Source organism: Pseudomonas sp. LBUM1660 (assembly GCF_059695935.1).
Genome location: NZ_CP166795.1, coordinates 169,163 through 193,079, shown reverse-complemented (window position 1 = coordinate 193,079; position 23,917 = coordinate 169,163). Strand labels below are relative to the sequence as shown.

General features: G+C 59.9%; 21 protein-coding genes, 1 tRNA gene and 1 pseudogene. 4 read left to right on the top strand and 19 right to left on the bottom strand.

The window, feature by feature from the left end:
- Positions 1–3 precede the first annotated feature (3 nt).
- The 4 genes from cysT to dibA all read right to left on the bottom strand — a co-directional run bounded on the left by cysT (position 4) and on the right by dibA (position 4,331).
- Positions 4–822, bottom strand: coding sequence for a sulfate ABC transporter permease subunit CysT (gene cysT, locus ACA068_RS00875; RefSeq protein WP_007899634.1), 819 nt, complete (start codon positions 820–822; stop codon positions 4–6).
- 175 nt (positions 823–997) lie between these two features.
- Complete coding sequence (locus ACA068_RS00870) at positions 998–2,011, bottom strand: sulfate ABC transporter substrate-binding protein (RefSeq protein WP_497306891.1); 1,014 nt, start codon at positions 2,009–2,011, stop codon at positions 998–1,000.
- Positions 2,012–2,081: 70 nt separating this feature from the next.
- Entirely contained in the window at positions 2,082–2,264 is a 183-nt protein-coding gene (gene oscA, locus ACA068_RS00865; RefSeq protein ID WP_007945260.1) for a sulfur starvation response protein OscA, read from the bottom strand.
- Between the two features lie 147 nt (positions 2,265–2,411).
- Positions 2,412–4,331 carry a phosphodiesterase DibA gene (gene dibA / locus ACA068_RS00860; RefSeq protein WP_497306889.1) on the bottom strand — a complete coding sequence of 640 codons (1,920 nt, stop codon included), beginning with the start codon at positions 4,329–4,331 and terminating at the stop codon, positions 2,412–2,414.
- Positions 4,332–4,477: 146 nt separating this feature from the next.
- Between dibA and desA the strand changes: the two genes are divergently transcribed.
- Complete coding sequence (gene desA, locus ACA068_RS00855; protein ID WP_497306887.1) at positions 4,478–5,662, top strand: delta-9 fatty acid desaturase DesA; 1,185 nt, start codon at positions 4,478–4,480, stop codon at positions 5,660–5,662.
- A gap of 290 nt (positions 5,663–5,952) precedes the next feature.
- On the top strand, positions 5,953–6,942 hold the full coding sequence (locus ACA068_RS00850; RefSeq protein WP_497306886.1) for a GGDEF domain-containing protein: 990 nt from the start codon (positions 5,953–5,955) through the stop codon (positions 6,940–6,942).
- Between the two features lie 71 nt (positions 6,943–7,013).
- On the opposite strand, the gene ACA068_RS00845 is transcribed toward ACA068_RS00850, so the two are convergent.
- The 3 genes from ACA068_RS00845 to gabD all read right to left on the bottom strand — a co-directional run bounded on the left by ACA068_RS00845 (position 7,014) and on the right by gabD (position 11,272).
- The gene (locus ACA068_RS00845) at positions 7,014–8,228 is read right to left on the bottom strand and encodes an HDOD domain-containing protein (RefSeq protein ID WP_497306885.1); all 1,215 of its coding nucleotides are present in this window, start codon (positions 8,226–8,228) and stop codon (positions 7,014–7,016) included.
- Positions 8,229–8,367: 139 nt separating this feature from the next.
- Positions 8,368–9,645: a 4-aminobutyrate--2-oxoglutarate transaminase gene (gene gabT / locus ACA068_RS00840; protein ID WP_497306884.1), complete on the bottom strand. Its 1,278-nt coding sequence runs from the start codon at positions 9,643–9,645 to the stop codon at positions 8,368–8,370.
- Between the two features lie 184 nt (positions 9,646–9,829).
- The gene (gabD, locus tag ACA068_RS00835; RefSeq protein ID WP_010464868.1) at positions 9,830–11,272 is read right to left on the bottom strand and encodes an NADP-dependent succinate-semialdehyde dehydrogenase; all 1,443 of its coding nucleotides are present in this window, start codon (positions 11,270–11,272) and stop codon (positions 9,830–9,832) included.
- A gap of 349 nt (positions 11,273–11,621) precedes the next feature.
- Here gabD and ACA068_RS00830 point away from each other — a divergent pair.
- Positions 11,622–11,698: transfer RNA gene (locus tag ACA068_RS00830), tRNA-Arg, on the top strand.
- A gap of 150 nt (positions 11,699–11,848) precedes the next feature.
- Here the strand turns inward: ACA068_RS00830 and ACA068_RS00825 are convergent.
- From ACA068_RS00825 to ACA068_RS00805, 5 genes are all read right to left on the bottom strand, one after another.
- Positions 11,849–12,115: a hypothetical protein gene (locus ACA068_RS00825; protein ID WP_245006796.1), complete on the bottom strand. Its 267-nt coding sequence runs from the start codon at positions 12,113–12,115 to the stop codon at positions 11,849–11,851.
- A 20-nt stretch (positions 12,116–12,135) separates the two neighbouring features.
- The gene (locus tag ACA068_RS00820) at positions 12,136–12,768 is read right to left on the bottom strand and encodes a hypothetical protein (protein WP_497306882.1); all 633 of its coding nucleotides are present in this window, start codon (positions 12,766–12,768) and stop codon (positions 12,136–12,138) included.
- Positions 12,765–13,331, bottom strand: coding sequence for an RNA polymerase sigma factor (locus tag ACA068_RS00815; protein WP_497306880.1), 567 nt, complete (start codon positions 13,329–13,331; stop codon positions 12,765–12,767). Before ACA068_RS00815 ends, ACA068_RS00820 begins: the two co-directional genes overlap by 4 nt.
- Position 13,332: 1 nt before the next feature.
- Entirely contained in the window at positions 13,333–15,033 is a 1,701-nt protein-coding gene (locus ACA068_RS00810; protein ID WP_497306878.1) for a vWA domain-containing protein, read from the bottom strand.
- Between the two features lie 89 nt (positions 15,034–15,122).
- Positions 15,123–15,683, bottom strand: a complete 561-nt coding sequence (locus tag ACA068_RS00805) for a YbhB/YbcL family Raf kinase inhibitor-like protein (protein ID WP_497306876.1) — start codon at positions 15,681–15,683, stop codon at positions 15,123–15,125.
- A gap of 85 nt (positions 15,684–15,768) precedes the next feature.
- Here ACA068_RS00805 and ACA068_RS00800 point away from each other — a divergent pair.
- Positions 15,769–16,261, top strand: a pseudogene (locus tag ACA068_RS00800) (pyridine nucleotide-disulfide oxidoreductase); the annotation flags it as partial.
- 76 nt (positions 16,262–16,337) lie between these two features.
- Here the strand turns inward: ACA068_RS00800 and ACA068_RS00795 are convergent.
- The 7 genes from ACA068_RS00795 to ACA068_RS00765 form a co-directional block, all read right to left on the bottom strand.
- The gene (locus ACA068_RS00795; protein WP_497306874.1) at positions 16,338–17,843 is read right to left on the bottom strand and encodes a YdgA family protein; all 1,506 of its coding nucleotides are present in this window, start codon (positions 17,841–17,843) and stop codon (positions 16,338–16,340) included.
- 284 nt (positions 17,844–18,127) lie between these two features.
- Entirely contained in the window at positions 18,128–18,763 is a 636-nt protein-coding gene (locus tag ACA068_RS00790) for an NADH:ubiquinone oxidoreductase subunit N (protein ID WP_497306872.1), read from the bottom strand.
- A gap of 81 nt (positions 18,764–18,844) precedes the next feature.
- Positions 18,845–20,293 (bottom strand): efflux transporter outer membrane subunit, encoded by a 1,449-nt coding sequence (locus tag ACA068_RS00785; RefSeq protein WP_497306870.1) that lies wholly within the window; start codon positions 20,291–20,293, stop codon positions 18,845–18,847.
- Entirely contained in the window at positions 20,290–21,177 is an 888-nt protein-coding gene (locus tag ACA068_RS00780; protein ID WP_497306869.1) for an efflux RND transporter periplasmic adaptor subunit, read from the bottom strand. The genes ACA068_RS00785 and ACA068_RS00780 overlap by 4 nt, the downstream gene beginning before the upstream one ends.
- Positions 21,174–21,383 carry a DUF1656 domain-containing protein gene (locus tag ACA068_RS00775; RefSeq protein ID WP_010464893.1) on the bottom strand — a complete coding sequence of 70 codons (210 nt, stop codon included), beginning with the start codon at positions 21,381–21,383 and terminating at the stop codon, positions 21,174–21,176. The genes ACA068_RS00780 and ACA068_RS00775 overlap by 4 nt, the downstream gene beginning before the upstream one ends.
- A complete protein-coding gene (locus ACA068_RS00770; protein WP_497306867.1) occupies positions 21,380–23,452 on the bottom strand; it encodes an FUSC family protein in 2,073 nt (690 codons plus the stop codon). Before ACA068_RS00770 ends, ACA068_RS00775 begins: the two co-directional genes overlap by 4 nt.
- A complete protein-coding gene (locus ACA068_RS00765) occupies positions 23,449–23,877 on the bottom strand; it encodes a MarR family winged helix-turn-helix transcriptional regulator (protein WP_154913457.1) in 429 nt (142 codons plus the stop codon). Before ACA068_RS00765 ends, ACA068_RS00770 begins: the two co-directional genes overlap by 4 nt.
- Between the last annotated feature and the right edge of the window lie 40 nt (positions 23,878–23,917).

Sequence of the window (23,917 nt, the reverse complement as noted above, 5' to 3'; positions counted from 1 at the left end):
TCCTTATGGGGTTTCGATGCGCCGCTGCAGCAAGTTGATCAGCAGCAACAGGACGAAGGAAACCACCAGCATCAGTACACCAATGGACGTGGCGCCGGTGTAATCGTACTGGTCGAGTTTGACCATGATCAGCAGCGGCAGGATCTCGGTTTTCATCGGCATGTTGCCGGCGATGAAAATCACTGAACCGTACTCGCCGACCCCACGGGCAAAGGCCAACGCGAAACCGGTCAGCCAGGCTGGCAGCAGCGCGGGCACCAGAATATGGCGGAAAACCTGCAGCGGTTTTGCGCCCAGGCACGCCGCCGCTTCTTCCACTTCACGCGGGATATCAGCCAATACTGGCTGTACGGTACGTACTACGAATGGAAGCGTCACAAAAGTGAGGGCAAGGGTGATGCCGAGGGGGGTATACGCGATCTTGAAACCCAGGTCCGCTGCAAACTGACCCACCCAACCATTGGGCGCGTATAGCGCAGTCAGCGCGATACCGGCCACGGCAGTGGGCAATGCGAACGGCAGATCGATCATCGCATCGATGACTTTGCGTCCAGGGAAGGTATAGCGCACCAGCACCCAGGCCAGCAGCGTGCCAATGATGCCGTTGATGATCGCGGCATAGAGCGCGGTGCCGAAGCTCAGCTTCAACGCCGCCAGCACCCGTGGCGCCGAGATAATCGCCCAGAACTGATCCCAGGTGAGTTGGGCGGCATGCACGAACATTGCCGCCAGTGGAATGAGCACAATCAGGCTGAGGTACACCAAGGTGTAGCCCAGCGTCAGCCCGAAGCCGGGTATGACGGGGGAAATACGACGCGACATAAAAGTCCTTGGTTAAAAAGCTATCCGCTAAACGCATCAATGTGGGAGCGGGCTTGCTCGCGAAGAGGGAGTATCAGTCAACATTTTCGTCGTCTGACACACCGCCTTCGCGAGCAAGCCCGCTCCCACAAAATACGCGCCCAAGCATAAGGCTCGTGGTGTGGCTTAAGTCAGGTTACTGCGCCTGATAGATCTGGTCGAACACACCGCCATCATTGAAGAATTTCGGTTGAGCGCTTTTCCAGCCGCCGAAGTCCTTGTCGATGGTCACCAGGTCCAGGGTAGGGAACTGCTTGCTGTACTTGGCGGCCACATCCTTGTCACGTGGACGATAGAAGTTTTTCGCCGCAATTTCCTGGCCGGCCGGGCTGTACAGGTGCTTGAGGTACGCCTCGGCGATCTCGGTGTTGCCCTTTTTCTCGGCGTTCTTGTCGACCACTGCTACCGGTGGTTCGGCGAGGATCGACAGCGAAGGCACGACGATTTCGAACTTGTCGGCGCCGCCGTCTTCTTTCAGCGCCAGGAAGGCTTCGTTTTCCCAGGCCAGCAACACGTCGCCCTGACCATTGTTCACGAAGGTGATGGTCGAACCGCGAGCACCGGTGTCCAGAACCGGAACGTGCTTGAACAAGGTCTGCACGTACTCTTTAGCCTTGGCTTCGTCACCGCCGTTGGCTTTCAGGCCGTAGGCCCAGGCCGCGAGGAAGTTCCAGCGCGCACCGCCGGAGGTTTTCGGGTTTGGAGTGATGACCGACACGTCATTCTTGACCAGGTCGCCCCAGTCCTTGATGCCTTTAGGGTTGCCCTTGCGTACCAGGAACACGATGGTCGAGGTGTAAGGGGTGCTCGCCTCCGGCAGACGCTTCTGCCAGTCGGCCGGCAGGGTCTTGCCGAGTTTGGCGATTTCGTCGATGTCACCGGCCAGGGCCAGGGTCACCACGTCGGCGCGCAGACCGTCGATCACGGCCCGGCCTTGTTTGCCGGAACCACCGTGGGACTGCTGGATTTTCACGTTATCGCCAGCGTGGTCCTTCTTCCAGAAGTTGACGAACTCGGCGTTGTAATCCTGATACAGCTCGCGAGTCGGGTCATACGACACGTTGAGCAACTCATAATCCTTGGCAACCGCGGAACCAGCAAAAAGGGCACTGGCCAGGGCGGCCAAAGCGAAATGACGAATCGACGACATGGTGAAAGCTCCTGGAATTCTTGGTGTATTGGCTTTTTTTTAGGTGTGCTGGATGCGGGTTGCCGGTTTGTTAGCTCGGTTTGTTGCTCGGGTTCTGCAAACGGAATTTTTCTTTGCGCTCGATCTGGACCACTTGGGCGTTGTGCACAGTAATTTCGACTGCGCCAAAACGCAGGTCGCGCAGTGCGCTCTGGATCTCACGCAAGATGGTGGCTTCGTCTTGACCGTCAACGCTACGTAGGGATGCGCTCATGGTGCTGCTCCTTCAACTGAGAGGTTGCCTGGCAGTGGCGGCACTGCTTGTGGCGTGGGAGCAATAGTAGAGACGCCTAGATATTCTTAAAAAGACTATTTAAGAATGTTTATATAACCAAATAAAATTATTTGACGGGGCGCGGGCTTAGCGAATTTCCGGCGTGTGCTTCCATTCCAATTGCTCGGCAGGGCCCGGTCGCCCAAACCAGTAGCCTTGCCCCAGATCGCAGTCGTGTTCGAGCAGGAAACACGCCTGCTCGACCTGCTCGATCCCTTCGGCGTGCACCTGCATCCCCATGCTTTGCGCCAGCGCGATAATCACCCGCACGATCGCCGCGTCATCCTCATCCCACGGCAATCCTGCGACAAAGCCCTGATCGATCTTGAGCTTCTGCACCGGAAAACGCTTGAGTCGCAGCAGCGACGAATAACCCGTGCCGAAATCATCGATGGCCAGCCGTACACCCAACTCGCGCAGTCGATGCATCTGCTCCAAGGCCACTTCCGGGTCTTCCATTACCGCGCTCTCGGTGACTTCCAGCTCCAGAAACGCTGGATCGAGCCCGGTTTCGTGAAGCACTTTCGCCACTTGCTGAAAGAGCTCACGGCGAGCGAACAGTCGAGACGAGACGTTCACCGCGATAAACGACAACGCCACCCCGGTCTGCTGCCACGAGCACATTTGCTGACAAGCCTGGCGCATCACCCAGGCATCGATTTGCGCGATCAATCCGGTGCGTTCGGCGATGGGAATGAATTCTGCCGGCGACACCATCCCACGTTGCGGATGCTCCCAGCGCACCAGCGCCTCGGCGCCCACCAGGCGACGGGTCCTGAGGTCGTGAACCGGCTGGTAATAAACGCGCAGCTCCTGCTGTTCCAGCGCTCGGCGCAGTTCAACAGCCGTCTCGACCCGATTCTGGGCATGGGCTGTCAGTTCTTCGGTATACAGGGCGTAGCCATCGCGACCGGTGCTTTTGGCCTTGAACAGCGCCGAGTCAGCGTTACGCAATAGCTGTTCGGCACTCAAGGCATCGCCGGGAAACAGGCTGATACCGATGCTGGTATTGATGAACAGATGATGCCCGCCGATCAGGAAAGGCTCTTTGAGAGCATCAATGATCCGCTGCGCCAGCGCCGCCGCCTGCATCAACTGCGGACAGCTTTCGGCGAGCACCGCGAACTCATCGCCACCCAGTCGAGCCAGCGTGAGCTCCGGGCCGAACATGGCCTGCAAACGCTCGGCCACGGCTTTGAGCAGTGCGTCACCGATGGTGTGCCCGAGGCTGTCGTTGATCATCTTGAAATGATCAAGATCGATCATCAGTAACGCACAGCCACGCTTGTGGAGGTGCGCCGAAGTCAGTGCCTGCTCCGTCCGGTCGGTGAACAGCAAGCGGTTAGGCAGGTCCGTCAACGGGTCGTGATGGGCCAGATGCTTGAGATCATGTTCGGAGTTCTTGATTGCGCTGATGTCGGAAAACACGGCAACGTAGTGGCTGAGCTGGCCCCGATCGTCGTGGATGACGCGGATCGTCTGCCATTGCGGGTAGATCTCGCCGCTTTTTCGGCGGTTCCAGATCTCCCCGCTCCACTCGCCGATGCTGTTGAGTGTCGCGAACATCGCCTGATAAAAATCCGCGGGGTGATGGCCCGACTTGAACATATTCGGTCGCTGCCCCAGCACTTCCGCCTGCGAGTAACCGGTGATTTCCATGAACGCCCGGTTAACGTGGACGATCAACCCATTGCTATCGGTGACCAGCACACCTTCACGCGTGCAATCGAACACCGCAGCCGCCTGACGCAAACGCTCGCGGTCGTCATGACCCTCACGCAATGTGTTGCCAATCCCCAGGCAACGGAACAATCGCGCTCGGGCGATGAAAATCAACCCGGTGCTCAGCAGAATCCAGGCATAGCCGTTGATCAGTTGCCACCGCACCAGTTCGTCGGAGCTATCGAATAAGCTGTTCAATAAATAGCCACTAAGCTGCAGCCAGACGATGGAAAGCAACAGATAAAGCAGCGCTGCACGCAAAGCGTCGCGATAGGTGGCAGACATTAGCCGTCCTTGTCCCTGCGAAAAGTATGGGATTATAAGTTAAAGAAACATCCAGCCACTCTTATCTGAAAGGGTGACTGGTTTTATCTGTGGGCTTAGTGATAATGCAACGGCTGTTTTTTTCTTTATCGAGGGCCCTATAGCCTATGTGGTACGAAGGTATTCTCGGCTTGTCGCCCTGGTCACTGGTGGCAGTCACCCTGCTGATGACCCACGTGACGATCATCGGCGTCACGGTCTATCTGCACCGTTATTCAGCCCATCGCTCGCTTGAGCTCAATGCTGGCCTGAAACATTTCTTCCGCTTCTGGCTGTGGTTGACCACGGCGCAGAACACCCGTGAGTGGACCGCTATCCACCGCAAGCATCACGCCAAATGCGAAACCGTCGATGACCCGCACAGCCCGGTCATCAAGGGCCTGTCCACCGTTCTGCGCAAAGGTGCCGAGCTGTACCGCGCCGAAGCGGAAAACCCGGAAACCCTGCGCATCTACGGCAAGAACTGCCCTGAAGACTGGATCGAGCGCAACCTCTACAGCCGCTTCCCGCTGCTGGGTGTGGCGATCATGGGCGTCATCGACCTGCTGCTGTTCGGCACCATCGGCATTACCATCTGGGCCATCCAGATGATGTGGATCCCGGTGTGGGCCGCCGGCGTGGTCAATGGCCTGGGTCATGCCATCGGTTACCGCAACTTCGAATGCCGCGATGCAGCGACCAACCTGGTGCCTTGGGGCATCCTGATCGGCGGCGAAGAACTGCATAACAACCATCACACCTACCCTAACTCGGCAAAACTGTCGGTGAAGAAGTGGGAGTTCGACCTCGGTTGGGCCTGGATCCAGGTCTTCAGTTTCTTCCGTCTGGCCAAGGTCCAGCGCGTTGCGCCGATCGCCCACCGCGTCGAAGGCAAAGGCAACCTGGACATGGACACCGCCATGGCGATCCTCAACAACCGCTTCCAGATCATGGCCCAATACCGAAAATTGGTGATCGCGCCCCTGGTCAAGCAAGAACTGGAAAAGGTCGATCATTCGGTCCGTCACCAGTTCCACCGCGCCAAACGCCTGCTTTCGCGGGAAACCAGCCTGCTTGACGAAAAACACCACGTGCGCATCCAGACCATGCTCGAGCACAGCCAGGCGCTGAAGGTAATTTACGAGAAACGCCTGGCCTTGCAGCAGATCTGGGTCAAGACCAGCTCAAATGGTCACGACATGCTGGCCGCCATCAAGGATTGGGTTCACGAAGCGGAAGCCAGCGGGATTCAATCCCTGCGCGACTTCGCTGACCAGCTGAAAACCTACTCCCTGCGCCCTGCCGCTGCCTGACCTGGCGTCACAAGCTTGCCTCTGGAAAGAGGCATGCCTGTGAAGGTGGCTTGCCTGTGGCGAGGGGATTTATCCCCGTTCGGTTGCGAAGCAACCGCAAAACCGGCGACGCGTTTCAACTGACTGAACACGTCACCTGTACCGCCCGGCAGGAGCAAGCCCCCTCGCCACCTAGAGCGGGAACCAATCTCCGAATCCCCTATCTCAAAGACACTTCGCCATACCCCGGCGGGCTTCGCTGTTGCCGCTTTCGAACCTCGAGCGGCGCACGCCCTTTGAGAGTTGTCCCGATGGTCCCAAAAAACCTGCAAGACGCATCCTTCGCTCAATCGCCCGACACTGCTCAAACCCTGATGGCGCTGATGCACGCCCAGAGCGAAGTCGCGCGCCTGAGCGAACGCGAACAGCTGTTCAGCTCCCTGCTGGTGAGCGTCAACGCGGTGCTTTGGGCCTTCAACTGGGAGACCCGTCAGGTGCTCTACGTCAGTCCGGCCTATGAACGGATTTTCGGTCGCTCCGCCGGCAGTTTGCTGTCCGATTACAACGAATGGCGCGACAGCATTTACCCCGATGACCTGGACTACGCCGAGCGCAGCCTCGCCGAAGTCCTGGTCAAAGGCGCCGTTGAAGACCGCGAATACCGCATCATCGCCGCCGACGGCCAAGTGCGCTGGCTCAGCGACAAATGCTTCATCAACCGCCAGGCCGAGCCGGGCCAACCGGTGATCATCGTCGGCATCGCCGAAGACATCACTGAAAAGAAACGGATGGAGGCCGAGCTGCAGCGCCTGGCGACCACCGACGTGCTGACGCAAAGCAGCAATCGCCGACACTTCTTCGAATGCGCCCAGCGCGAGTTTGCCCAGGCGCGCAAGCAAGGCGCACCAATGGCCTTCCTGTTGCTGGACATCGATGATTTCAAAATGGTCAACGACACCTACGGTCATCAAGCTGGCGACAACGTACTGCAACGAATCGCCGAGAGCGGTCGTGCCGCATTACGCCGGGGAGATGTGTTCGGGCGGATCGGAGGTGAGGAATTCGCAGCGGTGTTCCCCGGCTGCTCACCCGATATGGCCATGCAAGTCGCCGAACGCCTGCAACGGCAAATTCAGCAATTGAGCGTCAGCCATGACGACCAGACGTTCGGCATCACTGTCAGCCAGGGCTTGACCAGCCTGACGGCGGAGGACGATTCCCTCGACAGCGTGTTCGCCCGCGCCGATGCCTCGATGTATGAAGCCAAGCGCCAGGGTAAGAACCGCATCATTTCCGGCTGACCCAACCCAAAATCCAACACATAACCCCTGTGGGAGCGAGCAGGCTCGCTCCCACAGGTTTTGTGTGAAGTTTACTTTTTGCGCAAACGCATCAATTCTGGCAAGCCGATCTTGAGCAACCGCGCCGTCCGGCTCTTCGCCAATTCCTCAATGCCCTCATGCTCGGTCAGACGCGCCAGTTGCGCGGCCATGTTCATGACTAGGGCTTCGCGCGAGTAAACGCCGCCACCGAGCTGGTAGGCCGCTGCGATCAGCTCTCGCAACTCCAGCGGCAGCCGCCAGCGGGCTCGCAATGCCGAACCGTAGCCTGCGCCTAATTCGGCCAAGGCATTGCCCACCTCCTCCCGTTCATCCAGCTCGCCACCGGCCTGCTTCCATTCCTGCAAACACATCAGCAACGCAAGGTCGCCGAGGCAATGCAGCATGCCCGCGCAATAACAGCGCTCCTGATCCAGATCCAGCAACCGCGCCAGCGTGCGGGCATATTCGGCGGTGTGCAGCGACAAGTCCCAGAAACGCTCGGCATAGTCCGCCAGGAACGGATCACTGAGCCGGGCACTGCGCTTGAGCGCCAACCCCAGGATCAGGTTCATGCTTTGCGCGGAGCCCAAGCGGCGCAGCGCCTGAGACAAGGTCTGGACCGCATCGCCAACGTGCAGCGCTGCGCTGTTAGACGCCGCGATCAGCACTGCGGTGATGTGCGGGTCGGTGCGGATTTCCTCTTCCAGCCGCACCAGATCAAGACCGCGGGTATTCAGGCTGGCTTTGACCGCCACCTGCACATCGGCCATCAGCGGCGCACCCTCCGCCAGTTCGCGACGGCGCTCCAGATACACCGACAAGGTCATGCCAGCCGCCAGCGTCGGCATTTCACAGAAAACCTCTTCACCGGCGTTCAGCAGCAGATCCTGCAGACGCTGGGTCAGGCTTTCCATGTTCAGGGGTTTGGTCAGGTACGCCGTGGGCGCCAGGGGCAAGGCTTCGCGCACACTGGCGCTGTCGTTGCGGCTGCTCATCAGGATGAAAGGCAGCGGCGGATTGCGTTTGCGTTGCCGGACGTTGCGCAAGACATTCAAGCCATCGACGCCAGGCAGCTCCCAGTCGACGATCACCAAGTCGTAAGGATTTTCCGCCAACAGCCGCAACGCTTCCTGGCCGTCGGCACACAGATCAAGTCGTGCGTCACAGCGCACGCTCAACAACACTTGTTTGATTAGGTCACGAGACCAAGGGTCAGCCTCGGCAACCAACACACGCGGTACACCAGGTAAAACCACAGCGGTCATCTGCATACTCCCTTTGCGATGCTTGTACCTTAGTCAATGCTGGTCATTCGGGACGGTGCAGTTTGTCTCAGGGACAAAAAAACCCGCCGAAGCGGGTTTTTTGTCGATCAGCTCACACACTCATGGTGAGCATTTTAGATCAGAGTTCCGAGAAGCACTCTTCGATGATTGCCAGACCTTTGTCCAATTGCTCATCCGGCGAGGTCAGCGGTACCAGGACGCGCAGAACGTTGCCGTAAGTGCCGCACGACAGCAGGATCAGACCCTTGTCGCGAGCCTTGGCCACCACCGATGCCACCGCGGCAGCGTTCGGCTTGTGGCTGTCACCGTCGACGAACAGCTCGACCGCGATCATCGCGCCCAGGGCACGGACTTCACCGATCACCGGGTATTTGGCCTGGATGGCCTTGAGACCAGTCACCAGACGCTCACCGACTGCCTTGCAACGGTCCAGCAGGTGCTCTTCTTCGAACACTTCCATCACGGCCAGGGCCGCGGCGCAAGCAATCGGGCTACCGGCGTAGGTGCCGCCTAGGCCGCCTGGAGCAATGGCGTCCATGTATTCGGCCTTGCCGCACACACCGGCCAATGGGAAGCCGCCAGCGATGGATTTGGCGAAAGTGGTCAGGTCGGCAGAAACGCCCATCTGTTCCATGGCGAAGAACGTGCCGGTACGGCCAGCGCCGGTTTGCACTTCGTCAGCGATCAGCAGGATGCCGTGCTGGTCGCACAAGGCACGCAGACGCTTCATGAACTCTTTAGGCGCGACGTAGAAACCGCCTTCGCCCTGAACCGGCTCGATGATGATGGCAGCGATGTCACGCGGCTCGGCGTCGTTCTTGAAGATGCGTTCGATGCTGGCGATCGAGTCGTCGATGCTCACACCGTGCAGTTCGTTCGGGTACAGCGCGCGGAAGATGCCGCCTGGCATCAGGCCCATGCCGGCCGAGTAAGGCACGACTTTACCGGTCAGGCCCAGGGTCATCATGGTGCGACCGTGGTAAGCGCCGGTGAACGCGATCACGCCGGCACGGCCAGTGGCGGCACGGGCGATCTTCACGGCGTTTTCAACGGCTTCGGAACCGGTGGTCACCAGCAGGGTTTTCTTGGCGAAATCACCTGGCACCTTGGCGTTGATTTTTTCGCACAGTTCTACGTAAGGCTCGTAGGCCAGCACCTGGAAGCAGGTGTGGGTCAGCTTGTTCAGCTGCGCGGTCACGGCGGCGATGATTTTCGGGTGCAGGTGACCGGTGTTCAGCACGGCGATACCGCCAGCGAAGTCGATGAACTCGCGACCTTCAACGTCGGTCACGGTGGCGTTCTTCGCGGACTCGGCGAAGATCGGGTGAATCTGGCCAACACCGCGTGGTACAGCGGCTTCGCGGCGTTTCATCAGGGATGCGTTAGTCTTGCTCATAAAGTCCTCATTCACCGCTCATCGGGCGGTGTGGTTCAAGGAAAATGCGGCGGGGAGGCAACTACGGCAGCATGCGATGATCGACTGCCACAGCGTTCCCGGCCACAGAGAAAATTCCGTTTGAAGCGCAGAAAGGGACAGCGCTCTCGTGCCCTTTCCGCTTGAAGCAATGCCTGGCCCGAGCTTAGATGCCCAGGCAGAGGTATTTGATTTCCAGGTAATCTTCGATGCCGTACTTGGAGCCTTCACGGCCCAGGCCCGACGCCTTGATGCCGCCAAACGGCGCGACTTCGTTGGAGATCAACCCGGTGTTGACGCCGACCATGCCGTATTCCAGGGCTTCTGCCACACGGAACACACGACCCAGGTCGCGGGCATAGAAGTAGGAAGCCAGACCGAATTCGGTGTCGTTGGACATCGCGATCACTTCGGCTTCGTCTTTGAAGCGGAACAGCGGCGCCAATGGACCGAAGGTTTCTTCCTTGGCCACGGCAGCGTTCTTCGGCACGTTGGTCAGGATGGTCGGCTCGAAGAAGTTACCTTCCATGACCTTGCCACCCGCCAGAACGGTCGCGCCTTTGCTGATCGCGTCAGCAATGTGCTCTTGAACCTTGGCCACGGCTTTTTCGTCGATCAGCGGGCCCGTGGTGGTGCCTTCTTCCAGACCGTTACCGATCTTGAGTTTGGCCACGGCCACTTTCAGCTTCTCGGCGAACGCGTCGTAGACCGAATCCTGAATATACAGACGGTTGGCGCAGACGCAGGTCTGGCCGTTGTTGCGGTACTTGGAAATGATCGCGCCTTCGACGGCCTTATCCAGGTCCGCGTCGTCGAACACGATGAACGGCGCGTTGCCGCCCAATTCCAGGGACACTTTCTTGATGTCCTTGGCGCATTCAGCCATCAGCTGACGACCGATTTCGGTCGAGCCAGTGAAGGACAACTTACGCACGATCGGGTTGCTGGTCAGCTCGCTGCCGATGTCGCCAGCACTGCCGGTCACCACGCTGAACACACCGGCAGGAATGCCGGCACGCTGGGCCAGTTCAGCCAGCGCGAATGCCGAGAACGGAGTCTGCGACGCAGGCTTGAGCACCATGGTGCAACCGGCGGCCAGGGCCGGGCCGGCTTTACGGGTGATCATCGCGGCCGGGAAGTTCCACGGGGTGATGGCAGCGGTCACGCCGATTGGCTGCTTGATCACGATCAGGCGCTTGTCTGGCTGGTGGCCCGGAATCACGTCACCGTAGATGCGTTTGGCTTCTTCGGCGAACCACTCGATAAAGGAAGCGGCGTAAACGATTTCGCCCTTGGCTTCGGCCAATGGCTTGCCCTGTTCCAGGGTCATCAGGCGAGCGAGGTCGTCCTGGTTTTCGATGATCAGTTCGAACCAGCGACGCAGCTTGTTCGCGCGGTCCTTGGCGGTCAGTGCACGCCAGGCCGGCAGCGCTTTGTCAGCGGCTTCGATTGCACGGCGGGTTTCGGCAGCGCCCATTTTCGGCACAGTGCCCAGAATTTCGCCCGTTGCCGGGTTGTTGACCTTGATCGTCAGACCATTGTCCGCATCAACCCAAGCGCCATCGATAAAGGCTTGCTGGCGGAACAACTGGGTGTCTTTAAGCTGCATGTCGGCTTTCCTTAACAGCACCGCGGCCAGCGCGGAGCGAATTATGATTGTAGAAAGGCGCCTTGTAGGCTGCCGTCAGGGAAATCATTCACCGGGCTGAAGCACATAAATAGCGCACTGTTCGAAACTCGTGCGGTTCAGCACCCAGACAAGAGCGTTTGAAATCTCGAACGAATCCTAGGATCAATGCCGGGAAAGGACAATAGGGCGTTCGAAAAAAAGAACGAAAACGGCGCATTTGCCTATTTTTTCTGATCAACGTAGCAAACGGTTGTTACGGTTGCTAAAACCGCAATCGATTCAGCAGCATGGACGCCCGCAACGCATATGAGTATCATGGCGCCCGCTTGCACCAGTAGCTCAGCTGGATAGAGTACTGCCCTCCGAAGGCAGTGGTCGTGGGTTCGAATCCCGCCTGGTGCACCATATAGTAGAAACGAGAAAGCCTCAGGCCTTAGGGACTGGGGCTTTTTTGTGGGTGCTGGTTTGCTCTGAACAAGGGGGGAGCTGAGTAAAGATTCAGTTGTTCGGTTTAACCGAACTACTGCGCCGGAAAAAACCGCCTAAGCGGTTTTTTCACTCCGTCGTCCAATCAAACTCGTCGTACTCATCATCCTCTTCGTCCTCAACCTCTTCATCATCAAGGACGTCTTCCTCCAGCGCCTCTTCTGCCTGCTTCGCCAGAAGAAACTCCTTACGACTCTCCGTCACTGCTCGCCGCAATTCCTCGCCCTTTTCCGGGCAGTTGAGCATTTGGGCGATGCGGTCGATTTTTTTTGCCACGGCATCCTCCAACGCATCGGCTATAGGCCGATAGTGCGCGCTTTCGGGGCTCGTTGCCAAATGGCCGACCGCCCTGCCGCTCAGTTTTTCTGCAATTCCTTGAGTTTCACGGCGAGGTTTTCCTTGGGAAAGCGCTTGAGCAAAGTCGCCATCAGGTCGTCGGCCGCTTTGGTTTGACCGGCATTTTGCAGGCGAATCACTTCACGTAATTGGTCGTCGATAAACTTCGCCGGAGCTGCCGCCGGGCGCTTGCTGACCTTTGCTTCTTCCGCCCTGTCAGCGCTGATCGATTCGCTCTGGGCCGGCGCAGCAAAATCAGCCATTGGCACGGCAGGCGCGGGCGCGGACATCGCGCCGGCCGGGGCCGCCATTGAGCGGGCAACCGATGCAGGCGCTTCGGCGGCTTCTTTCTTGGCCGCAAAAGACGAGGTTTTGGGCGCCGGGGTGGAATCGTAGGTGGGCACTTGCTCGGGCGAACGCTGCACCAGCGCCAACATCAGTGCGACGCCAACGAGACTGGCGAATGCGACCTGCCAACGAGGTTTCTGGCAAGCCTGGACCCAGCGTTGCCACAGGTTCGGTTTGTGTGTGGGGGCTTCACGGTGTGCGGCGGCCAGGATGAATGCATCCAGATGGGCCGGTGGTTCGCCGGTCGCGTGTTCACGGAAATGCTTAAGCACGGGGTCTTCCGGTGTTTTACGGGCGTCAGTCATGTCAGTACCTCCTCGGCCAGCAGCCGACGCAGTTTTTGCTGGGCGTAGCGCAAGCGACTCTTGACGGTTTCCAAGGGTGTTTCGGTGAGGGCGGCGATCTGCGGCAGGTCGAGATCGCCGTGGGCGCGGAGCAGGAACACTTCGCGCTGGTCGGCGGGCAGGTCTTGCAACGCGGCTTCGAGGCGCTGGCTGTCGCGGCTCAGGCTCAGCAGTTGCTCGGGATCGGTCGCCTCATCAATCACGGCGTGGGTCTGTTCGTCGTAGCTGTCGTGCAAAGGGTTGTGAATGCCATGTTTGCGCCAGTGATCGATTAATCGGTTGCGGGCAATCTGATAGAGCCATGTACGAAAATTCGCTCGGCCTTGTGGCTGACTGGTGCTGCGAATCAGGCTCAGCCAAGTGTCCTGGTAAACCTCTTCGGCCAGTTCGGGCTTGCCGCTCAAACCGAAGAGGAATCGGTAGAGGCCCTGGCGATGACGGGCGTACAAGATCTCGAACGCTGGCCCGTCGCCTGTGCGATACCGGGCCAGCAGCGATTCGTCGCTCGGTTCAGGCGCGGACATGTCAGTTGTAATCTCCTTTGTGCGGCTGACTGTTGGAGGCGGTGGTGGTTCGCAGGCTCTGTGCCAATTCCACCAACTGCACGAACTCTGCGCGCAGACCAAATGGGTCGTCGCCGCGTGCACCGCGCGCCAATGCTTCGGTGTCCTTCAGGCTGAAATCACCGGTGTAGCGTCCATCCTTGAGCTGCTGGGAAAACGCCGCCACGGCAGCCGCAAATCGGAGGTCGTCACTGGCTTTGCCTTCCGAACCACCCGCGATCGGCCGCTCGATCAAGCGACTTTTCCCACCTTCCGGCAGCTGATAACGCACACGCAGCATCGCCAATTCCCCGACTGTACCGGAAGCCACCGACTCAGCCTTGCCGTACCGCAGCGGCTCCAACCAGCCTTTCTCGCCCTTGGGCACGATTTCGTACAACGCCGTCACCGTGTGTCCTGCACCGATTTCACCGGCATCGACTTTGTCATTGCTAAAATCCTCACGCTTCAACGCTCGGTTCTCATACCCAAGCAACCGATATTCGCTGACCTGCGCCGGGTTGAACTCCACTTGCAGCTTCACGTTCTTCGCCACCACCGCGAGGGTCGAACCGAGTTGATCCACCAGCACTTTGCGCGCCTCGCGCAGGTTGTCGATGTAGGCGTAGTTGCCATCGCCGGCGTCGGCCAGTTGTTCCATCAGGTGTTCATTGTAGTTATCCACACCAAAACCCAAGGTGGTCAGGGAAACGCCGGTCTTGCGTTTATCCACAGCCATTTGCTTGAGGCTGTCGAAGTCGCTGATGCCGACGTTGAAGTCACCGTCCGTGGCCAGCAGGATGCGGTTGATGCCTTTGGGGATGAAGGCCTGTTGCGCCATCTGATAGGCCAGTTCGATGCCCGAGGCGCCTGCCGTCGAGCCACCGGCGGTTAATTGATCAATCGCGGTCCGAATCTTCGCTTTTTCCCGTCCAGAAGTTGGCTCAAGAACCACACGCGAATCGCCGGCGTAGACGACCAACGAAACCCGGTCCTGTTCGCGCAGTTGATCGACCAGCAATTTCAGGGTGCTTTTGACCAGCGGCAAACCTTCGCGACGGTCCATCGAGCCGGACACGTCCACCAGAAACACCAAGTTGGCCGGGGCCAGTTCCGCGACTGCACGGTCCGAGGCTTTGATGCCGATGCGCAACAAACGGGTATGCGGATTCCATGGCGACGGGGCCAGTTCCGTGGTCACGCCGAAGGGCGAGCCGTCGGTGGGCAGCGCGTAGTCGTAGGGGAAGTAATTGACCAATTCCTCCAGGCGCACCGCACCTTCGGGCGGCAGGCGTCCCTGATTCAGCAGACGCCGGACATTGGCGTAAGCGCCAGTGTCGACATCGGCGCTGAAGGTCGAGACCGGCGCTTCGGCCACGCTGTGAATCGGATTATCCGCCAGGGCCTGATATTGCTCGCGCTGCTCATCCCGATAACCCGGCGCAGCCACCTCCGGCGCATGGCCCGCTATGGGGGCCGGACGCACGCTGCGTTTGGCCATCGAGGCATCCGCCGCAACGGACTCGCTGCGCACCAGCGCTTCAGTCTTCATTGCACCTTGGGCCGGTGGCGACACCGCTGCGAAATCAGGTGTTGAGGACACGCCGCAACCGGCAACGGCCAGCAGCAACCCGACGGCGAAACCTTGGGCGGCCGGGCGGAGGAAATGCAGAGGGAGGGACATGGGGGCTGACCTCAGGAGGAAATTGATCCATTCATCCTCTGAGACGAGCCCCTTTTACGGTTCGGGTTAAACCGACCAAGAAATAAATCTCAGCGGTGATAACGCCGTACCACGCTGCTGTTTTTCAGCACATGGCCTTTGATTTTCTCCAGCAACTGCGCACGCGTCAGGCCGGCAGGCAGGGCGTCCGGAGCGAGGTCCAGGGCGTAGAGCTGAATAATGTAGTGATGCGCACTGTCGCCAACCGGCGGGCAAGGACCGATGTAACCGGTGGTGCCTTTGCTGTTAGTGCCGCCAACGCCTTCCAGGGCGGATTTTGCGCCGACACCGGCCGCAATCTGATGCGTCGTGGCTTTGATGCCGTAATGCACCCAGTGATCGACGCCCTGGCCTTTTTGCCCGTCGGGATCGTGCATGACAAGGGCATAGCTCAAAGTGCCCGCCGGGCCAGCATTCCAATTCAGCGCCGGTGACGCGTTGTGTCCGCCGCAACCCGGGGCATCGCTGGCGGCGGCCGAGGTGAACAGTCGGTCATCCGTAACACCCGGGATATTCAGGGTGAAACGCTCCTGGGCCTGCGCCGGAAATTGCACGCAAAAGGCGACTGCAACGGCCGCCAGCCAAGGGTTCAGAGAGGTCAATCGGGTCATTCCGGAGCACCTTGTGCGGATGGGGCCTTCGTTGGCCTGCGAACTATAGCGGTACCGTTCGTGCGGTGGCAGTGGGAATTAGCTGCAGTCAATGACCTATGACGCTGCGTTGCTCGCGACCGGCGGCACACCCTCCCCCATCAAGCTGCCCGGCGCCGACTTGCCGCACGTCTTTTTGCTGCGCTCCAAGGATCAGGCGACGCGGATTCTGAGCGCTGCAAAACCAGGCCAACGGCGTGGTGTTTCATAGCGACAGCGACGCCGCGCAGATCGAAGGCACGGACAAGGTCGACGCGGTGAAACTGGAAAACGGTCAACGTTTGCCATCCGACCTGGTGCTGTTCGGGAAAGCGCGAATCGCCGCAGCGAACCTGCTCGGCCACGCCGGAAACTGGGACAAGGTTGAGTTCAAGGGCAATCCCGACCGTTCACCCTTTATCGGCTTGTTCAGCAAGAACGGCGTGATTGCGGCGGCGGTTGCCTGCGATAAAGAGCGGGCAATGGCGATGCTCGCTGAACGGATGAAACAACCGCAGCCGGTGGATGAGGAGTGGTGGTTGATTCGGGATGTGGATTAGCACTCAAATCCCCGACAGCAAAACGCCCGGCGCCTGCGTGTGGCAGAGGCCGGGCGTTTTGCTGAAAGCTACGGTTTTACTGGATTTCGCCAGCGCCGCCGAGCTTGCTCATCACGAAGCCGACAAATTCTTCAACGGTCATTTTCTGGCCATTGAACTCAACCTGATTGTTGGCGTAGTGCAATTTGCTGACGATGTCATTGCCTTCCAGTTTGGCCAACTGCGTGCCGACCGCCATGCTGCTGAACATGTCCGCAGTCGCCGTCGCCTGATCGGCAACGAGCTTGGCGTCGGTCTGACCATCAATTTCCGATTGCACGGTGAGCAGGTCAACGAGCATTGGCTTGGACACTTTCAAATTGAAATCCAGCAGCGCAATCAGCTGTTGGGTCAGTTGGTCTGGCGGCAGGTCCATGGACTTCGGCTTGGTCAGGTTGAGCACCAGGTTGGCGCGGCTTTCACCGTTGGTGGATTTGAACGACAGATTCTCCAGGGCCACCTGCGGGCCAGCGGCGAGCAGTTTTTCCAGGCCGGTTTTGACCTGCGCCTCTTCTTCCGGGGTCAAGACCAGTTCCGGGGCTGGTTCACCGGCGGCAGCGGCCTCAGCGGCAGCCTTTTCGTAAGGCTGCAGTTTGGTCTGGTAGATCTGCATCAAGGCCATGGCCGCCGGCATATCGAGGTTTTTCAGGCTCATGGCCATCTGCGCAGAGCCGACAGCCTTGCCATTCAACGACACTTCGCCAACCTTGTAATCCGCACGCCCCGAACCATTGGTGCCCGTTTCCTCGGTCAGGTTTTTCATTTCAAATTTCTTGAAACCCAGAATCGATTGCTTGGCGCCGAAGGTAGTTTTGCTGTCGGTCAGCTCAAGGGTGTTGTCGCCGATGTAATAGCCGAAGGGGCTTTTGGTCAGGTTGCTGGCCACGGTCAGGCCTTTCAGCTCGACCTTCACCGGCGTCTGGTCTTCAGCCACCGAGGTCAACGTCAGGCTGTCCATGTAGCCGTTGGCCTTGATCTTTTGGGCTTGGGCGCTGGCGGCAACGTCGAGGTTCAGACCGGAGAATTTCAGGTTGGACTTGTCATCCAGAGCTACGTCCAGCGGCAGCAATTCAAGGGTGCCGTTGGTGGAATTGTCGTAACCGATGTTGACCAGGCCCTTGAGCGGCGACTGGTCCTTGGCGGCGGCAAACCATTTTTCCGTCGTCGGGGTTCTTTCCAGTTCGTAATGACTGGTGGCCAGGACCGGCAGCCATTTCAGCGAAACCAGACGCGAGAACGGCAGCGGGCCGTGTTCGAGGCGGTCGACGAACAGCAACTCGACCGGCGCTTCGCCAAACATTTCGCCTTCGCCCTTGAGTCGGTAGTGCGCGGTGCTGCTGAACACATGGCGCTCCAGCGAGACCAGTTCCAGCGAGGCCGTACCGTTGGAACCCACCAGCGCGGCGTTCAGCTCTTTGTTGGCATCGGCGATCGAGGTGTTCAGCACACCTTCGATTTTGGTGCCGGTATACCAGGCACCACCGGCACTGATTGCACCGATGGCAACGACGATTCCAAGAAGCACGCCTGCTGATTTATTCATGAATTACCCGATCAATGTCCGTTGTTGAAAATGTGGTCGTCTTCCCTGAACCCATGGCGGGTTGCGGTCGCGACTGCGCTGAAAGTGCGAGGGAGATTAGCATCAGGCGCACTGGGAGGCCCAATGTTTAAAGGTTAAAGAGTGTCTATGGACCGCACACACGGGGCGAGAGTTTCGGCGGGCATGAAATCGCCTTCGCGGGCAAGCCTCGCTCCTACAGGTATCCCATGATCCTTGTAGGAGCGAGGCTTGCCCGCGAAGGCGTCAATACAGACAACATCAATTCAGGAATACTGAACTTCCATCTCATCCAGCTGATGATCAAAGCTCTTGAGCCGCGCCGTCCACGTATACACCAGCACTTCAAAATCACGATTGATCACCGCCCCGCCCGTCACGTCCGCACGGGGATCGCAGAAGTCCAGCTGATAACGTTCGCGGGCCATGGCGGCGGCGACATCGGAGAGTTCGCGGGCGTTAATCAGCCAGTGCCTGCCGTCCTCGGAGACTTGCCTGTCCAGTTCAAGGCATTGCTTTTTCAGGGTCTCGAGGCTTTTTTCCAGCGGTGTGCCGGTGAGTTCGCCCATGACTTCCTGGAACGTGCGCCCCGGTTGCCAGTAACTGCCCCAGAAATAGCGGTCGAACACCGTTTCGACCCGACGCAAAGCCACCTTGGTGTCCCAGATCAGCACCAGGGTCTTGCCTTGTTCGAGTTGTCTTTTTTTGATGCGCTGGCCCTGGACTGACGCCCAGGCCACCACGACGATCGCCATCACGGCAATCAGCGCCGCAGCGCTGTCGAGGAACACCAGCGCCTTGTCGATCTGGTGGGCCAGCATGATGCCGTAGAAATAGGTGGCCGACAGCAGGACCAATGCCGTAATAGCGCACCAGAAGCCGGGAGCATAAGGGTTTTTCATTATTAGATCCCCATGACCAACGCGAGCCTTGATCGATGAGCCCGTCGCGCGACCTCATCAAATCAAAGCATAGCAACGGCCTCAGGGTTTGCCGGTGTTCGTGCCTTGCGTTCGTCCGCTTTCCCAACCGCCGCCCAACGCGAGGAACAGATCGATCTGGCTCATGGCAACTTGCGTGTTCGCGGAGGCCAATTGCGCCCGCACATCGGTGTAGGTGCGGGTCGCTTGCAGGTCCGCCAGGAACGATGCGCGGCCGGCCTGGAAGAAGCGGTGGGTCTGCTCGGCGGCCAGTTGCGCCGATTGTTCGGCGTCGGCCAACGCATCGCGGCGTTGCAGCAGCGCCGAGTACTGCGCCAGGCTGGTCTGGGTTTCGCGGATGGCGTTGAGCACCACGCCGTCGAAATGCGCCAGCGTGCCTTGGGTCGTCGCTTCTGCCTCGCGGATTCGTGCGCGGGAACCGTTGGATGGCACGGTCCAGGTCAGCAATGGGCCGAAGCCCCAGCGATTGGTCGCCGGTTTGCCGAGGTTTTCCAGGATACCGACTGTGCCGACGGTCGCGCCGATGCTGATGTCCGGGTACAGCTCACCCGTGGCGATGCCAATGCCGGCGGTCGCGGCCGCCAGTCGACGTTCGGCCTGGCGCACATCCGGGCGGCGCTTGAGCAAGGTGGCGCCGTCACCGACTGGCAACAATTGAGTGATTTTCGGCAGTTCGTTGCAGGTAGCGGTCCCGGCCGGCAACTGCTCGACGGGTTTGGCCAACAGCATCGACAAACGGAACAATCCGGCCTGACGCGCCGCTTCATAACGCGGCATGTCGGCGCGCAAGGATTTGAATTGGGTTTGCGAGCGAGTGACCTGGGTTTCATCGCCGCGTCCGGCGTCCCGCAGGCGCTGGATCAGGGTGGTGCCCTGGGCTTGCAGATCGAGGGAATGCTGGGCGATTTCCCGCTCTTCATTGGCCGCGCACACTTGGGTGTACGCCCGGACCACATCGGCGACCAAGGTGATTCGTGCGGTATCGGCGGCGGCCTGAGTCGCGTCGGCATTGGCCTTGGCCGCTTCGATACCGCGCTGCAAGGTGCCGAACAGGTCGAACTGATACGAGGTGGTAATGCCGATGTCGCCGACGTTGGCCACCGGCACTTTCTCTGGCAGCAAGAAGGCTTCGCCGGATTCCTGCAAACGCTGGGCGCCCATCTTCACGCCGCCGCTCCAGCCGCCCGCCGCCTGCGCTTCGTCAACCTGAGCGCGGGCCCGTGAAAGGCTCGCCGCCGCCACGCGCAAATCGGTATTGGTGACCATGGCCTGCTGCACCAATTGGTCCAGGCGTGGGTCTTGATACAAGCGCCACCAATCGGCGGGCACCGGGGCCGAGACGACATTTTTGCCGTTCACCGCAAGGTCGCCCTGCAGGTCTTCACGGTGGACAGCGGCTTCGTCCGGCAACTGATAATCCGGCCCGACCACCTGACAGGCCGACAGCAACAAGCCTAAACCGGCGACGGCCAAACCCGAGGCCCTGCTCATTTAGCGGGCTCCTGCGGCTGGTCATCCATGATCGATACCGTCGCGGTGCGCCCGGCGATCATGCGGAAGTCCGCGGGTACGTCATCGAAGGCAATCCGCACGGGAATCCGCTGGGCCAGCCTCACCCAGCTGAACGCCGGATTGACGTTGGGCAGCAGGTTGCTGCCGCTGCTACGGTCGCGGTCTTCGATGCCGGCAACGATGCTTTCCACATGGCCGCGCAAACGCGCGCGGTCGCCGATCACGCGGATGTCGACCGACTGGCCGACATGAATGCCATCGAGTTTGGTTTCTTCGAAATAGCCGTCGATGTGGAACGAATTGCTGTCCACCACCGACAACACCGCGCGCCCGGCCGTGACGAATTCCTGTGCTCGCGGTGCACGGTCGTTGACGTAGCCGTCCACCGGGCTGCGGATGGTCGAACGGTCAAGGTTGAGTTGGGCGCTGTCCACCGCCACCTGGGCTTCCATCAAGGCCACTTCGGCACGGGCGACCCGCGACTGGCTTTCTTCCAGCTGCTCGCCCGGCACCAGATTGCCCAGGCCACGGTTACGCTTGGCTTCGCGTTGCGCCTGGGCCAGGGTTTCCTGACGGTCAGCGACCGCGGCCTTCGCCTGACGCAAGGCCAGTTTGAATCGGTCCTGGTCGATGCTGAACAGCACCTGCCCACGTTTGACCAACTGGTTGTCACGCACCTCCACTTGCTGGATCAGCCCGGACACGTCCGGCGCGATCTGCACGATGTCTGCACGGATGTGCCCGTCCCGGGTCCAGGGCGCGAACATGTAATACATCACCATGCGCCAGACCACGACGACGGCGAAGGTCACGATCAGCAAGGTCAGGACCACGCGACCGAGGGTCAAAAAAGGCTTTTTCATGTCATCAGGTATCGACTGAGTGAGTCCACGGCGCCGAGCAGCAAGGCGTAGAGAGCCACGTTAAACAATGCCCGGTGCCAGACCAGACGGTAAAAGTGCAGACGCGTCAGCAACCCGTGCACCAACAGGAACAACAGATACGTAATGCCCATCAGCACCAGCAGCGTGGGCAGGAACACCCCGCTGATATCCAGATCACCGATCATAAAGGCGCTCCATCGATGCCATGGGGAAGCGGTTCTTCGAGTTCGCCCGAGGCGACGAATTCCACCCCTGGCAACAGCGACAGGCGCAGGCCGCTCAACGCGTGCAACAGATGCAGGCGAGCGCCGTCATCACACTCGGTGTTCAGGGCGCGGCGGGTGCGGTCGAGGGTCATCAGCAGCGGGCTTGGTGCAGGCAATCGTTCGCCCGCCTTCAAGCACGCCTTGAAGTAGTCGCCGACCTCGGCCACCACTTGATGCAGCAGCACTTGCGGTGCGCCGAGCACTCGCGGCGTGTAAGCCAGCAAGTCGAGCAGGTTCAGTGCTACGCGCACTTCCCGCAGCGCGATGCCGGTGTCTTGCCCGGTCATGGCCAGGCGCGGCAGATGCTGCATCAGGCGATCGAGCATCTGCACGCCCAGGTGCCGATGTTCGGCCAGCGTGGCGGGCTCGGTCAGGCTGACAATGTCGCGCCAGCTGAAACGGGTCAGGCGCTTGGCCGCCAGCTCCGCGCCGAACGGCCGGGCGATCAGGGTCCAGACAAAGGCAAACAGCAAGCCGACGGGGCCGGCGAGGTTGGAGTTGGCGAAGCTGAGGAAATCCGCGTCGTAAGCGCCCTGAATGCTGATGAACGACGAGGTGTTGACCAGGGTCAGCAGCATGCCCAGGTAAAACTGCGGCTTGACCGTCAGGGTGCCGATGCAGATGAACGGCACGGCAAACGCCAACACCAGCATCGGGAAGTCATGCAGGTTGGGCAGGACCAAGAACAGATAAAGACTGGCGAACAACACCGACATCGCGGTCCAGAAAAAGAACCGGAAAATCTGCGGCGCCGGGTCGTCCATCGAGGCGAAGAAACTGCACGCCACCGCCGCCAGAATCACCGCAGCGCCGCCATCGGTCCAACCGAGCAGAATCCACAGCACCGAGGCGACAATGATCGCGGTCACCGTGGACGCCGCCGAATAAAGCATCAGCCCCCGGTCGAGAAACGGCGACAGGCGACCCAGGCGCCAATGCCGATACACCGCGCGCCAGCTGTCCTGGCTTTCGCACTGAATGGCGTCTTGCAGGCTGCGGCAGTCTTGCCATAAATCGATCCACTCACCGAGGCGATACAGGGCGTTGGAGAACAGCAGCTGCTTGCGGTCATTCAGCGCTTCGGCGGACGGCTGCAAGGCCTCAAGTTGATCTTTGAGTGCCTGCCAGCGGCCGAGGTCGGCATCCTTGTGATCCAGCCAATCGGTGGTCGATACCAGCAGCGGCGAGAACTTATCCACAAGCTCGGGCGTTCTGCGTTCAAGGGCGTAGAGCGCGTCGTCAAGGGCATCGATCACGGGCAGCAGGTGAATCATGCGGCCGCGCAGTTCCTTGGTATTACGCACCGTCTGCGGCCGCGCGCCTTCGTGGGGCAACTGGCCGATCATCAATTCCAGGCTGTTGAAGGTCGCCACCATTGCAGAGCGCAAGGCACTGACTTCGTTCGGCTGTACGTCCCGGCTGAGAAAACGCTGGCTGTAAGTCGAGGCATCGGCGAACCATTTGTTCACCGAATCGTTGAACACCGGCGCCAGTCGCCGGGGCCAGAACATCGCGCCGACCACCGCCGCCACGGCGATGCCGAGGAAGATTTCTTCGGTCCGCGCCTCGGCGATATCCCACACCGCCAGCGGGTTATCCAGCACCGGCAGGGCGATCAGCGGCAAGGTGTAACCGGCGAGCATCAAGGCGTAACTGTTGGCCGTGCGCAGATGCAGGGACAGGAACAGCAACGTCCCGGTCCACAGCGCGATCACGACCACCAGCACATACGGGCTCTGGACAAACATCGGCACGAAAAAAACCGCGGCCGCCGCACCGAGAAAAGTGCCGACCGCACGGTACAGCGCCTTGGAACTGGTGGGCCCGACGAAAGGGCTGGAAACGATGTACACCGTGGCCATCGCCCAATACGGACGCGGCATTTGCATGAGCATGGCGATGTACAGCGCAATCATCGACGCCGCGAACGTGCGCACCCCGTAGAACCAGTCCCGCGCAGGAGGAACGCCGGTGAAAAATCCGCTCAAGGGTTGGCCACCGAGGGCGGGTTGGCCGCTTCAAAGGCTCGCAGCACCCGCAGCGTCGCTTCCAGATCACTGCGGTCGATGCCTTCGAGCACTTCATTGCGCAAACGCACCAGCTCGATCTCGACAGCCTGCACCAGTTCCCGACCGGTTTCGGTCAAGCTCAGGCATTTGGCGCGGCGGTCATGGACGTCTTCAGTGCGACAGACATAACCGGCATGGCACAGCTGGTCGAGCAGACGCACCAGCGACGGACTCTCCATCCCCGCCGCCTGCGCCACCGTCACCTGCCGCACACCCTCGCCCAGACGCCCGATCATCAACAACGGGACGGCGCAGGCTTCGGAAATTCCATAGTTGACCAGCGTGGTCTGGCAGATCTTCCGCCAATGCCGGGCGGCCACCACCATGGAGCTGCTGATGTTCATCTGGAGAGCGTCGAGGTTTTTCGGCACGAGGGGAAATGCA